We start from the raw sequence: 13,340 nt of genomic DNA, 5'->3' as shown, positions 1-13,340 counted from the left end.
CCACAGGCCGCGGGGGCAGCGGTGTGTCGGGGCGGGGGCGCTGCGGGCAGGCGGTGGTTCCGGGCGGCGGTGACACGCGGTGTCGGCCGCATTCCCCGGCCGGGCCACTAGGACGCCTGTACGATCGGCGGACCGCAGCCAAGATCGTTACCGGCGTCCGAGGCCTTCGCCCCGCTCCCCCCACCAGTCGGGAACGAAGACCAGGGGAGGGCTCTGCCGTGGCCCAGCGCAACGACCGCCGAAAACGTCCGAGCAGCGCCCACGACCGCGCCCGGGACCACCGCTCGCGATACGGCGATCCGCGGTACGACCGGACGCCGGACCCCCGTGCCCCGCACGCCCGCCGGCCGGAGGGCACCCGGCTCACCCGGCGCGGACGGGTCCTCGCGGGTCTGCTCAGCCTCGCCGCGGTCCTCGGCGGCGCGTACGCCTCCGCCGCCTGGCAGGGCGACGGAGAGCCGAGTGCCCCCTGGACGGCCGATGCGAGACCGCCGAGTGCGGCAGGAGCGGCGGGAGCGCAGGGCGACCGCGCGCCGGGCGAGGTGTCGTCGGACCCGCCGAGCCGTCCCCGCGACCCCGCGGACCGGGCCCCGCGGGTGCCCGAGACCGGATCCGGGACCTTCACCGCCGCCGGGATCTCCGGCACCCCGGTCGGCACCGGCACCCTGCGCCGCTACGAGGTGCAGGTCGAGGAGGGCAGCGGGGTCCTCCCGGACGAGGCCGCCGCCGAGATACAGGCGATCGTGGCCCACCCGCGCGGCTGGGCCAGGAACGGCCGAGGCCGGTTCCAACTGGTCACCGAAAAAGCCGACTTCGTGATCCGCATCGCCACCCCCGGCACCGCCGACCGGCTCTGTGCCGAGGCCGGCCTGGACACCGGCGGTCAGCTCAACTGCGAGACCGGCAAGGGCGTCGTGGTGAACCTGCGGCGCTGGCTGCTGGGCTCCCCGCAGTTCGCCGGCCCGCCCGCCCAGTACCGGCACCTGATCATCAACCACGAGCTGGGCCACGCCCTTGGCCTCGGCCACCTCGGCTGCCCCGGTCCCGGCCGTCCCGCGCCGGTGATGATGCAGCAGATCAAGGGCCTGGACGGGTGCCGCTCCAACGCGTGGCCGTACGGCACGAACCGGGCATACCTCTCCGGTCCCGCCCTCTGAGACGCACCTCTTGCGGACCCGGCCTATGCTTGCCCGCAAGGGACCGGGGCTCCGTAAATCCTAGGAAGGGGCGGACCGCTACCTGGAAGTTCGTTTCGAGGAGCATGCGATGACGCACACCCCCGAGGCCCCCGGGAGCGAAGGTTCGGACACCCCGAACCTCGATTTCGCGGGCACCACACCATACGAGGACTACGTCCAGGCGGACGTGCTCACCCACCTCCAGCACCCCCTCTCCGACGACCCCGGAGAGATGGTCTTCCTGGTCACCACCCAGGTCATGGAGCTGTGGTTCACGGTCATAGTCCACGAGTGGGAGACGGCGGCCGACGCGCTGCGCCAGGACGACATCCCCGTCGCACTGGACGCCCTCCGGCGCTCCACCCGTGAGCTGGAGGCCCTCAACGCCTCCTGGAAGCCGCTCGCCAACCTCACCCCCGCGCAGTTCAACAGCTACCGCAGCGCACTCGGCGACGGTTCCGGCTTCCAGTCCGCGATGTACCGGCGGCTGGAGTTCCTGCTCGGCGACAAGTCGGCCTCGATGCTCGTCCCGCACCGGGGCGCACCGCGCGTGCACGCCGAGCTGGAGAAGGCACTGCACGAGCCCAGCGTGTACGACGAGGTGCTGCGCCTGCTGACCAGGCGCGGCCTGCCCGTGCCGCAGGAGGTACTGGAACGCGACCTGTCCAAGAAGTACGAGCCGTCGCCCGAGGTCGAGGCGGTCTGGACGCAGGTCTACACGCAGGGCGACCACCACTCCGAACTCGTCGTGCTCGGCGAGGCGTTGACGGACGTCGGCGAACTGGTCTGGCGATGGCGCAACGACCATCTGGTCGCCACCCGCCGCGCGATGGGCTCCAAGGTCGGCACCGGTGGCTCCGCCGGGGTGGCCTGGCTGGAGAAGCGCGCCCGGAAGAACGTCTTCCCCGAGCTGTGGACGGCGCGCAGCCATGTCTGAGGCGCACGGAGGGAAGGCCGGGCCGCACGCGGCAGAGGCCGGGCCGCACGGAGCGGAGGCCGGAACGCAGGCGGTGGAGGCCGGGTCGCACGGAGCGGAAGCCGGGCCGCACGGAGCGGAGGCCGGAACGCAGGCGGTGGGGGCCGGGCCGCACGGAGCGGAAGCCGGTACGGACACGGCGGAGGTCGGTGCGGCGAAGGCCGCGCGCCTCGACGCCGCCGACGAACTCGCCAAGTTCCGCGAGCTGTTCGCCCTCCCCGAGGGGGTCGTCTACCTGGACGGCAACTCGCTGGGCGCCCTGCCGCGTGCCGTTCCGGGCCGTCTCCAGGACGTGGCGGCCCGCGAGTGGGGCGAACTGCTGATCCGCTCCTGGGACGAGAGCGGCTGGTGGACGGCTCCCGAGCGGATCGGCGACCTGATCTCGCCGATCGTCGGCGCGGCCCCGGGCCAGATCGTGGTCGGCGACTCGACCAGCGTCAACGTCTTCAAGGCGCTGGTGGCGGCGGTGCGGTTGGCGGGGGACGGCAGGGACGAGATCCTCGTCGACGCGACGACGTTCCCCACCGACGGCTACCTCGCCGAGTCCGCCGCCCGCATGACCGGCCGCACCCTGCGTCCGGTGCGGCCCGAGGAGGTGCGAGAGGCCCTCGGCCCCCGTACCGCGGCGGTCCTCCTCAACCACGTCGACTACCGGTCGGGACGCCTGTACGACCTGCCGGGGCTGACGGCCGCGGTCCACGAGGCGGGCGCGCTCGCCGTCTGGGACCTGTGCCACAGCGCGGGCGCGCTGCCCGTCGGGCTCGACGAGCACGGCGTGGACCTGGCGGTCGGCTGCACGTACAAGTACCTGAACGGCGGACCCGGTGCGCCCGCGTACCTGTACGTCGCGGCGCGCCACCAGGCCGGTTTCGACTCGCCGCTGCCGGGATGGACCGGTCACGCGAACCCGTTCGGGATGACGCCGGAGTTCACCCCTGCCGACGGAGCGACCCGCGGCCGGGTCGGCACCCCCGACATCCTCTCGATGCTGGCGCTCGAAACGGCTCTGGGCGTCTGGGAGGGAGTCGGCATCGACTCCGTACGGGCGAAGTCTCTGGCGCTCACCGACTTCTTCGTGGAGTGCGTGCGGGCGTACGTGCCCGAGGGCCGAGTGGAGCTGGTGACGCCGCCGGCGCACGCCGAGCGCGGCAGCCAGATCGCCCTGCGGTGCGACGACGCGGGCGACGTCATGCGGGCGTTGATCGCGCGGGGCGTGGTCGGGGACTTCCGTCACCCGGACGTGCTGCGCTTCGGCTTCACTCCGCTGTACGTCGGATTCGATGACGTGGAGCGGGCGGCGCGGGTGCTCGCCGAGGTGCTGTAGGGCCTGCGAAGCGGGTGGCCACGTCGGGGGGAATGGTTCCCGGCGTGGCCACGCGTGCGCAAAGTGGCTGGTAGCGTCCCCGCTGAATGATCCACATGGATGACCCGCCCGGATGCTCTCCTGGACGTCCCGCGTGTGTTCCACGCGGATGTTTCACGTGGAACATCCCCCCAGTGCCCGGAGGTTGAAGCCGTATGCCGAGCATGCCGAGCCGTGTGCCGTTGCCCGACGAGCCGCCCGCGCACCCCGGCCGCGAGCACTCGGATTCCGAGCAGCCCGGCCCTGCGCCCTGCGGCTCCGAGCGATCCGCTACCGGACAGCATGCCTCCGGGCCTCCCGTCGACGAGCCGCCCGCGTGTCCGCCCGTCGCCCCGGACGTCAGCCTCCCGTACGGCGAACACCCCGACCAGATCGTCGACTTCTTCGCGCCCCGGGGCGAACCCGCCGCCGGACGGGGAGGGCCCGCGCCGCTGGTCGTCGTCCTGCACGGCGGAGCGTGGCGCGCACCGTACGACCGGCAGCACATCACCCCCTTCGTCGGCTTCCTCGCCCGCCGTGGCTTCGCGGTCGCCAACGTCGAGTACCGGCGCGGGAGTTCCCTCCCGCAGCAGGGCGCGGACAGCCCCACGGCGGGCCGCTGGCCGGAGACCTTCGACGACGTCGCCGCCGCCCTGGACGCGATGGGGGGCCTGGCCAAGGAAGCGCTGCCCGGGGCGGACGTCCGGCGCACCGTCCTGACCGGGCACTCGGCCGGCGGTCACCTCGCCCTGTGGGCGGCCTCCCGGCACGTACTCCCCGAGGGCGCGCCCTGGCGGCTCCCGTCGCCGCCGCCGCTGCGGGGGGTGGTCGCGCTCGCGCCCATCGCGGACTTCCGGGCGGCCGTGGAACGCGGTGTGTGCGGCGGGGCGGTCACCCAACTCCTCGGCGGTGAGGGCCGGTACCAGGAGCGGCGCGCGTACGCCGACCCGGCGGCGCTCCTGCCCACCGGCATCGCCACGACGATCGTCCAGGGGCGCACGGACTCCACTGTTCCGCAGGAGGTGTCGGAGGCGTACGCGGAGGCGGCGGCCAAGGCGGGCGAGGTCGTCGGTCTGACCCTCCTCGAAGACGTCGGCCATTTTCCGCTGATCGACCCGGCGGCGGACGCGTGCGCGGTGGTGGCGGAGGAGATCGCGCAACTCGCCTACTAGCCGCGCGCATCGCGGAACGTACCTGTCCGCAAGTCCTCCTACCGTGCCTGTCATGACGAACACGAACAACGTGCAGAAGGTACTCGTGACCGGCGCGACCGGAACGGTCGGCCGCCAGGTCGTGGCCGAACTCCTCGCCCGGGGCGCCGCGGTCCGCGCCCTCACCCGCAACCCGGCGAAGGCGGACTTCCCGGCGGAGGTCGAGGTCGTCCGGGGCGACCTGACCGACCCGGCGTCCGTCGCGCCCGCGCTGGAGGGCGTCGACGCGGCCCACCTGATCGTCTTCGGCGAGGGCTACGCACCCCTGTCGACGGGTGAAGAGATAGTGGCGCTGGCTGCGAAGGCGGGCGTGCGGCGGCTGACGGTGCTGCACGGCGGTGGCGAGTCGCCCCTTGAGGACGCGGTCCGCGGCAACGGGTTCGGCGTGCAGTGGACCGTTCTGATGCCCGTGGAGTTCATGGCGAACGCACTGGGCTGGGCGGACGACATCCGCACCCGGGGCCGCATCGAGGAGCCGTACGTGGACCGGCTCAGCTCGATGGTGCACGAGGGCGACATCGGCGCGGTCGCGGCGGTGGCCCTGCTGGACGAGCAGGGCGACGGCCGTCACCACGGCCAGGTCCACGTCATCACCGGACCGCAGACGCTGTCCCTCCAGGACAAGGTGCGCATCCTCGGGCAGGCGCGCGGATCCGAGGTGGCCCTCGTCGAGCTGACCGAGGAGCAGGCGGTGGAACGGATGCGGGCGGCCGGCATGCCGCAGGAGACCATCGACTTCATGATGTACGTGTACGGGGACACCCCGGTCGAGGGGCGCACGGTCGCCACGACGGTCCAGGACGTGACGGGGCGCCCGGCCAGGACCTTCGCGGAGTGGGCGGCCGAGCACGCGCACGAGTTCCGCGCACAGTAGGAGCTGTAGGAGCTGTAGGAGCTGCGGACGGGGGCGGAGGCCCGTAGTACCTGGGACGGACGAAGAAGGTCGGCGTACGGGCGGACGACCGCGCCCGCGCGCCGACCTACCGTGGGAACGTGACCCAGACGACCAGTACGCCCAGCGCTCGCGGTCCCCGCAGCCGAAGCCCCGAGTACCGCCTCGCCCTCCGCGCGCTCCAGGGCCTGCGCGAGGACCTCCTGCGCAAGCCCCTCACGTTCCGCCCGCTCCCCCCGCTGCGGACGGACGGGCCGGTCCTGGGCAGGCTGCCCGCGCCGATGGCGAAGTGGGCGAGCTGGTCGGTGCACGCCCTCGTCCTGGCCTGGGCGCTCATCACCTTCGCCATCGGGTACGAGACGGTGGGCGACGGGGCGGAGGGGATGTTCGTCGGCGCGCTCTGCGCGGTCCCCGTCGCGCTGACCCTCATCCGCCCGGTGCTGGCCTGGTGGACGTGCCTGCTGGCGGCCTTCTTCACGGGCGCCGTCGGAGCCTTCCGGGAGGGCTGGCCCTGGCCGCCCGCCGCCGTCGGCGCGATGCTCGTCGTGATGACGGTCGTCGCCGCCAGGACCCGGCCGAGGACGGCCGCCTGGATGTGGGGGATCGCCTTCGCCTACACCGCGGTGATTACCTTGCTGGGGGTGGGAGGGGGCCCTCTGGAGACCGGGCCGCAGTTCCTCGTCGCCGCCGCCTTCGTCCTGCTCGCCGTCTCCCTCTTCCACATCCGCCGGGCCGGTCAGCGCGAGGTCGTGGCGCAGATGTCTGTCACCGCCGTCGAGCGCGACCGCCGCACCCTGCTCGAAGAGCGCACCACCATCGCCCGCGAGCTGCACGACGTGGTCGCCCACCACATGTCGGTCGTCGCCATCCAGGCGGAGGCCGCCCCCTACCGGGTGGAGAACCCGCCGCCCGAGCTGGAGCAGGCCTTCGTCACCATCCGGGAGAACGCGGTCGCCGCCCTCACCGAACTGCGCCGCGTCCTGGGCGTCGTACGGGCGGAGGACTACGAGGCGCCCGACGCCCCGCAGCCCCAGCTCTCCGACCTGCCCCGGCTGCTGAGCAACGTCCGGGACACCGGGCTGGACGTCGAGCACGTCACCACCGGCGCGGTCCGCGAACTCCCGCAGGGCGTGGAGCTGTCCGCGTACCGCATCGTGCAGGAGGCCCTGAGCAACGTACTGCGGCACGCTCCGGGGGCCGCCGCGCGCGTCGAGGTCAGTTACGTCCTGGGCGGGCTCGGCCTGCGGATCGTCAACGGCCCCGGCACGGCCGACGCCCCGCCGTCGCCCGGCGCGGGGCACGGGGTGACCGGGATGCGGGAACGGGTGGGGATGCTCGGCGGCGAGATGACGGCGGACCCGACGGACGGAGGCGGCTTCGAGGTGACGGTGTTCGTACCGGTGGCGCAGGCGTCACCGCAGGACGCGGTCACCAAGGTCCTGCCGGTCGTCGAGGACACCGTGCCGCCCGCCCGGGGGGCCTCCGCATGAGCGAGGCACAGGCTCCGGCCGCCCCCGGGACCATCCGGGTCCTGATCGTCGACGACCAGATGATGGTCAGGGAGGGGTTCTCCGTCCTGTTGGGCGCGATGCCCGGCATCGAGGTCGTCGGAGAGGCCGTCGACGGACGGCAGGCGGTCGCGCGGGCCCGCGCGCTGCGCCCGGACGTCGTCCTGATGGACATCCGGATGCCCGAACTCAACGGCATCGAGGCGACCCGGGAGATCGTCGCCGCCGACCCGGACGCGAAGGTGCTCGTCCTGACCACCTTCGACCTCGACGAGTACGTCTACCAGGCGCTGCGCGCCGGCGCCTCCGGCTTCCTCCTCAAGGACGCCTCCGCGCGGCAGCTCGCCGAGGGGGTGCGGGTGGTGGCGGGCGGCGAGGCACTCCTCGCGCCCGCCGTCACCAAGCGCCTGATCGCCGAGTTCTCGAAGCTCTCCGGGACCTCGGGGCCGGCGGCGGCCCGCCACCCCGCCACCCTCGCCCAGCTCGGCGATCTCACCGACCGCGAGACGGAGGTCCTCGTGCTGATCGCCCAGGGCCTCTCCAACGGGGAGATCGCCGCGCACCTGGTCGTCGCCGAGTCCACCATCAAGACGCACGTCAGCCGGGTGCTGGTGAAACTGGGCCTGCGGGACCGGACGCAGGCGGCGGTGTTCGCCTATGAGGCGAGGCTGGTGGTGCCGGGGTAGGAGTGATCACACGGATGGGTGAATCACGGAGGGAGGCGTCCGGATGGGTGCACGGGCCCGCCACACTGGTGCCCACCTGACAGGAGGTGCACCATGACAACCATGGCTGAGCACATGCCGAAGATGTCGGTGGACGAGTTCGAGAAGTTCGCCGCCGTGGAGACCGAAACCGTCAGGCTGGAGTTCATCGGCGGGCGGATCGGGGCCAAGAAGTTGACGGATGGGGACCACGGCGCGATCACCATGTGGTTGCTGCGCCTGTGCATGCAGGCCCGGCCGGACCTCGACCTGAACCCCACGCAGGGGTTGAAGGTCGAGGCCTATCGGAAAGGGCGTGCCCGGCCGGACGGAACACTGGCGCCTGTGGCGCATTTCGCGGGGCAGCCGGACTGGGCAGATCCGGAAGGTGTCCTGATGACGGTCGAGATCACTTCGTACGACTCGGACACCGATCACAGGGACCGGGTGGAGAAGCCGCCCGCCTACGCGGCGGCAGGCATTCCCGTCTACCTGCTCATCGACCGTGAGAGCTGCGAAGTGGCCGTGTTCAGCAAGCCGGACCGGGAACGTGGCAAATACGGGGACGTCCACAAGGTGGACTTTGGCGCACGCATCACTCTGCCCGAGCCAGTGGGCATCGAACTGGACACGGAGATCCTCAAGAACTACGTCCGTTGACTCCCTGCCCTGCGACCATGCCTCCCATGACACCGCCGCACCAGGACCGCGATTCCCCCCTCGCCGAAGCCGTCGCCCTGCGGACCGCCGACCGCACCGAGGAGGCCAGGCAGCGGCTGCTCGCACTGGTCGGGCGTTTCCCCGACGACGCCGAGATCGCCTACCAGACGGCATGGGCCCACGACCGGCTCGGGCTGGAGGCGGAGGCGGTGCCGTACTACGAGCGGGCCCTGGCCGGACAGCTCAGCGCGACGGACCGGCGCGGGGCCCTGCTGGGACTCGGCAGCACGTTGCGGGTGCTCGGACGGTACGAGGAAGCGGTCCGTACCCTGCGTTCCGGTACGGCGGAGTTCCCCGCCGACGGCGCGCTGAAGACGTTCCTCGCGATGGCCCTGTTCAACGTCGGCGAGCACCACGAGGCGATGCAACTGCTGCTGGCGCTGCTGGCGGAGAGCAGCGACGACGAGGGCGTACGGCAGTACCGCGCCGCGATCGCCCACTACGCGAAGGACCTCACGGAGGTGGTGTGAGGGGGACGGCTCCGACGCGGATCGTCCCAGCCCGGAACGCCGTCCCGCGACCGCCGTCCCGTCGTCCCGTCCGCGCCGCGGTTCCGCCCCGCCGCCCCCCTCCGCCACGTCCCCGCTATCCCGCCACGTCCCTCCGCCGCAGCCCCACCAGGCCCGCGCCCACCAGTGCGACGGCCAGCGCCAGCAGGACTCCGACCGCTCCCCATTCCATCTCCGCTCCCGGCACTTTCGGCAGGTGTCCGAACGGCGACACGTCCAGCACTGCCTCCGGCAGGTCCAGCGCGGGACCGATCCAGCCGAGCAGCAGGCACAGCCCCACCACGCCCCAGCTGCCCACCGCCGCCCGCGGGAAGAGCCCGTACAGAAACACCGTCACCCCGCCCAGCACCCACACGGCGGGCACCTGCACCAGTGCCGCGCCCACGACCGGCCCGAGGTCCTGCCCGTAGCCGAGCGCCAGGCCCAGGCCCGCGACCACCATCAGCACCACCGCCCCGCCGAAGGCGATCGCCAGGTGTCCGGCCGCCCACCGCAGCCGCCCGACCGCGCCCGCGAGCACCGGTTCGGCCCGCTGCGAGGTCTCCTCGCCGTGCAGACGCAGCACGGAACCGGCCACGTACAGGGCGGCGACCATGCCGAGGATGCCGACCATCGCCGCGAGGAACGCCTCGCTCATCGCCTCCTGCCCGCCCATGCGCCGGAAGATCTCCCTGGTCTGTTCGTTGCCGCCGACCAGGTCACCGACGCCCGAGGTCATCCCGCCGAAGAGCACTCCGGCCGCCAGGAACCCGAGCGTCCACCCGGCCACGGAGCCCCGCTGCAGCCGCCAGGCCAGTCCGTGCGCCGTGGACAGGCGCCCGACGGCGGGACCGGGCCGGGACGGCAGGAAGCTCATGCCGACGTCGCGCCGCCCGGACAGCACCCGGGCGGCCCCCGCCTGGGCCAGCGCGGCAGCCGCCAGTACGGCCAGCAGCCACCACCGTTCGTCCGCGTACGGGCGGACGTTCTCCGCCCAGCCGAGCGGCGACACCCGGGTCAGTACGGACGACCCATCCGCCGTGCCCGCGTCGCCCGCCGCCCGCAGCGCGAACGCGGCGCCCAGTACCGCCGCCGCCAGGCCCTTCGCCAGCCGTGCGCTCTCGGTGAGCTGTGCCGTGACGGCCGCCGTCCCCGCGAAGAACATCCCGCTCGCGGCGATCATCAGCCCCAGTGCCAGGGATCCCGCCGCGTCCCCCGTGGCGGAGGTGAGCGCGACGATCACGATCACCGCCACCGCCGTGTTGGCGATCAGTGCGGCGAGCAGGGCGGCGGCCAGCGGCGCGTGCCGTCCGACCCGCGCCGCCGACAGCAGTTCCTGCCGTCCGCTCTCCTCCTCGTCCCGGGTGTGCCGGACGACGACGACCAGGCTCATCGCCCCGGCCAGCAGGGCGGCGAACGTCCCGAAGCGCCAGGCGACCAGTCCGCCGAGCGACGGGTCGAAGACCGGGCCGTAGAGCGCGCGCAGGGTCCCGTTGGACGCCATGGTGGCCGCCGCCCGGACGCGTTCCGCCTCGGTGGCGTACAGCGCGCCGAGGGTGTTGGCGCCGCTGCTGACCATCACGCCCAGCACCAGCACCCACACCGGCAGCATGATGCGGTCCCGGCGCAGCGCGAACCGCAACAAAGTGCCCGTGGCGGTGAGTTGACCGCCCGGGGCGCGGGCGGCGGCAAGAGCGGTCATCGCGCGGGCACCTCCTCGCGGTCCTCGCCGTAGTGCCGCATGAACAGCTCTTCCAGCGTCGGCGGCGTGCTGGTCAGCGACCGCACCCCCGAAGCGGTGAGCGCGCCGAGTACCGCGTCCAGCTTGTCGGTGTCGACCTGGAGCCTGACCCGGTTGCCCTGGACGTCGACGTCGTGCACGCCCGGCAGGCCGGCGATCCCGTTCGGCGGGGACGCCAGCTCGGCGGTGATCGACGTGCGGGTCAGGTGCCGCAGTTCGGCGAGGGAGCCGGACTCCACGGTCCGTCCCTGCCGGATGATGCTGACCCGGTCGCACAGGGTCTCCACCTCGCTCAGGATGTGCGAGGACAGCAGCACGGTCCGCCCCTCGTCCCGCGCCTCCTCCACGCACCGCTGGAAGACGGACTCCATCAGCGGATCGAGCCCGCTGGTCGGCTCGTCGAGGATCAGCAGATCGACGTCCCGGGCCGCGAACGCCGCGACCAGGGCCACCTTCTGCCGGTTGCCCTTGGAGTACGTACGGCCCTTCTTCGTCGGGTCGAGCTCGAAGCGCCCGATGAGCTCCGCCCGCCGCCCCGCGTCGAGTCCGCCCCGCAACTTCCCGTACAGGTCGATGACCTCGCCGCCGGAGAGGTTGCGCCACAGCGTGACGTCGCCCGGCACGTACGCGATCCGCCGGTGCAGCGCGACCGCGTCCTGCCAGGGGTCGCCGTCCAGCAGCGTGACATCGCCGGAGTCGGCCCGCAGCAGGCCGAGCAGGACCCGGATGGTGGTCGACTTGCCCGAACCGTTGGGTCCGAGGAAGCCGTGGACCTCGCCCGTCCTGACGGTGAGGTCGAGGCCGTCCAATGCGTGCGTGCGGCCGAAGGACTTGTGCAGTCCGGCCACGCTGATTGCGTCGGTCATAATTCTGAACGTACGCGTACTTCACAAAGTTGTGAAGTTAAGAAACCGTATAAACTTCCATGCGCTGCCGAGCGAGGGTGTCCAGGGGAGAAGATGTGCCAGTGACCAGCGACAACACCGCCGAAACCGGTGAGCCCCGCAGCGCCGGACGCGACGAGGAAGCCGTCGCCCGCTTCGTCGAACGGTTCGCCGGGGAGATGACCGCGGGAGGGATGCAGCGGATGGGCTCGCGCGTCTTCGCCGCGCTCCTCGCCTCCGACGACGGTGCCCTCACCTCCGCCGAACTCTCCGAGCAGCTGCGCATCAGCCCCGCCGCCGTCTCCGGTGCCGTCCGCTACCTCAGCCAGGTCGGCATGGTCCGCCGGGAGCGCGAGCCCGGCACCCGCCGCGACCGCTACAGCCTCCACGACCAGCTCTGGTACGAGACCTTCAGCCGCCGCGACGCGGTCGTGGCCCGGTGGGGGGCGGTGCTCCAGGAGGGCGCGGAAACCCTCGGTCCGGACAGCCCGGCGGGCCGCCGCGTCGCGGAGTCGGCGGAGTTCTTCGCGTTCGTCCAGAAGGAGATACCGCTGATGATGGAACGCTGGCGTGCCCAGCGGGAGGACCGGGCGGCAGGGCAATCCTGACCGGCCCGCCGCCGTGCCGGGGCGGGAACGGAATCCTGTTCGGCCCGCCGCCGTGCCGGGGCGGGAGCGGAATCCTGTTCGGCCCGCCACCGTGCCCCACACCGCTCCACGGGGTTGGTGCCGCCCCGGTTCCCGACCCGGCGGATCTCGCGGCGGAGGTGTTTGGCGGTGCCCCAGAACAGCGAGCCGAGCACGAGCCCGATACCGCTCATGCCAAGGCCCACCTCCAGGTCGGTCGGCTCGACGCTCTCCCTCCCCAGCGCGCAGAGGAACAGACCGCATCCCATCACCGCCAGCCACCGGTAGAGGCCCGGCTGCCGGGACCGGTGGGCCACAGCCACCGCCTCCGCTCCGCCCGGGGCCGTCCCGCGTGCGGTCCGCAGCCCACGGCGACGGCCCCGGTGCGACGCGATCCACCCCCCGCCCCAGCCCTCCGGCTGCTCCGGTGCGGGTCGCTCCGCGAGCCCCCTGGCCACCGCCGCCCGCACGGCCGCACGCCGCGCGGGGCCGTCCACCACAGGGGAGACCCACACCAGCTCGTCACCGCCCGGCAGCGAGACCACTCCGCCCCGGTCCGGCTGCCCGCAGAACCACAGCACGCCGTCGGGACCCGGCGCGGCCAGCCCCGCCCGGTGGCCCGTGGCCCGCACCTGCATCGGCCAGTACTCGACGCCCCGGTCCGTCCGGCGGGCGAGGACCACGGTCGCGGAATGCAGCCGCAGCGGTACGGAAACGGCCGCCACCGCCTGCCAGGGCCGGTTCCGCAGCGCCTGGTGCATGCGGTCGGACAGGTGCAGGGAGCCCACGCCGTACGCCATCAGGGTGACGCAGAGAGCCGCGACGGCCGGGGCCGCTTCCATGCCCGCGAGGCCCAGTCCCGTCGAAGCGGCTCCCGCCGCGACCCCCGCCGCCACCAGTCGGGTGGCCCTGAACCGGTACCGGACGATGGCGGCGGCGGTCCTCGGCGACCTCAGGGCCGCGCCCGCGCCTTCCCGCCCGCCGCCCGCAGCGCTGCGGTCCGCAGCGCTGCCGACCGCCGATCCGTCGGCTGCCGTCCCGCCGCCCGTGGTTCCGCCGCTCGCCCGCAC

12 protein-coding genes are annotated in these 13,340 nt (G+C 73.1%); 10 read left to right on the top strand and 2 right to left on the bottom strand.

The features are described 5' to 3' along the window. Positions 1 to 218 precede the first annotated feature (218 nt). From ACQPZG_RS16340 to ACQPZG_RS16300, 9 genes are all read left to right on the top strand, one after another. A complete protein-coding gene (locus ACQPZG_RS16340; protein ID WP_433546486.1) occupies positions 219 to 1,157 on the top strand; it encodes a DUF3152 domain-containing protein in 939 nt (312 codons plus the stop codon). Positions 1,158 to 1,266: 109 nt separating this feature from the next. Beyond that, complete coding sequence (locus ACQPZG_RS16335) at positions 1,267 to 2,115, top strand: tryptophan 2,3-dioxygenase (RefSeq protein ID WP_433546485.1); 849 nt, start codon at positions 1,267 to 1,269, stop codon at positions 2,113 to 2,115. Further along, positions 2,108 to 3,478 carry a kynureninase gene (gene kynU / locus ACQPZG_RS16330; protein ID WP_433546484.1) on the top strand — a complete coding sequence of 457 codons (1,371 nt, stop codon included), beginning with the start codon at positions 2,108 to 2,110 and terminating at the stop codon, positions 3,476 to 3,478. Before ACQPZG_RS16335 ends, kynU begins: the two co-directional genes overlap by 8 nt. Positions 3,479 to 3,672: 194 nt before the next feature. Further along, on the top strand, positions 3,673 to 4,668 hold the full coding sequence (locus ACQPZG_RS16325; protein WP_433546483.1) for an alpha/beta hydrolase: 996 nt from the start codon (positions 3,673 to 3,675) through the stop codon (positions 4,666 to 4,668). Positions 4,669 to 4,720: 52 nt separating this feature from the next. Continuing rightward, complete coding sequence (locus tag ACQPZG_RS16320; RefSeq protein ID WP_433546482.1) at positions 4,721 to 5,581, top strand: SDR family oxidoreductase; 861 nt, start codon at positions 4,721 to 4,723, stop codon at positions 5,579 to 5,581. Between the two features lie 119 nt (positions 5,582 to 5,700). Further along, a complete protein-coding gene (locus tag ACQPZG_RS16315; RefSeq protein ID WP_433546481.1) occupies positions 5,701 to 7,089 on the top strand; it encodes a histidine kinase in 1,389 nt (462 codons plus the stop codon). Further along, positions 7,086 to 7,793 (top strand): response regulator, encoded by a 708-nt coding sequence (locus tag ACQPZG_RS16310; RefSeq protein ID WP_433546480.1) that lies wholly within the window; start codon positions 7,086 to 7,088, stop codon positions 7,791 to 7,793. The genes ACQPZG_RS16315 and ACQPZG_RS16310 overlap by 4 nt, the downstream gene beginning before the upstream one ends. Before the next feature lie 93 nt (positions 7,794 to 7,886). Beyond that, complete coding sequence (locus ACQPZG_RS16305; RefSeq protein WP_433546479.1) at positions 7,887 to 8,471, top strand: Uma2 family endonuclease; 585 nt, start codon at positions 7,887 to 7,889, stop codon at positions 8,469 to 8,471. 26 nt (positions 8,472 to 8,497) lie between these two features. Beyond that, on the top strand, positions 8,498 to 9,001 hold the full coding sequence (locus ACQPZG_RS16300) for a tetratricopeptide repeat protein (RefSeq protein ID WP_433546478.1): 504 nt from the start codon (positions 8,498 to 8,500) through the stop codon (positions 8,999 to 9,001). A gap of 115 nt (positions 9,002 to 9,116) precedes the next feature. On the opposite strand, the gene ACQPZG_RS16295 is transcribed toward ACQPZG_RS16300, so the two are convergent. Both ACQPZG_RS16295 and ACQPZG_RS16290 read right to left on the bottom strand, forming a co-directional pair. After that, entirely contained in the window at positions 9,117 to 10,721 is a 1,605-nt protein-coding gene (locus ACQPZG_RS16295; RefSeq protein ID WP_433546477.1) for an ABC transporter permease, read from the bottom strand. Continuing rightward, on the bottom strand, positions 10,718 to 11,626 hold the full coding sequence (locus ACQPZG_RS16290) for an ABC transporter ATP-binding protein (RefSeq protein WP_433546476.1): 909 nt from the start codon (positions 11,624 to 11,626) through the stop codon (positions 10,718 to 10,720). Before ACQPZG_RS16290 ends, ACQPZG_RS16295 begins: the two co-directional genes overlap by 4 nt. Before the next feature lie 101 nt (positions 11,627 to 11,727). On the opposite strand from ACQPZG_RS16290, the gene ACQPZG_RS16285 reads away from it, so the two are divergent. Next, the gene (locus tag ACQPZG_RS16285) at positions 11,728 to 12,252 is read left to right on the top strand and encodes a GbsR/MarR family transcriptional regulator (RefSeq protein ID WP_433546475.1); all 525 of its coding nucleotides are present in this window, start codon (positions 11,728 to 11,730) and stop codon (positions 12,250 to 12,252) included. Positions 12,253 to 13,340: the final 1,088 nt, after the last annotated feature.

It is taken from the genome of Streptomyces sp. CA-294286 (assembly GCF_050947155.1).
Classification (GTDB): Bacteria; Actinomycetota; Actinomycetes; order Streptomycetales; family Streptomycetaceae; genus Streptomyces.
The sequence above is the reverse complement of the archived record's forward strand: the minus strand, read 5'-3'. Positions and strand labels throughout refer to the sequence as shown.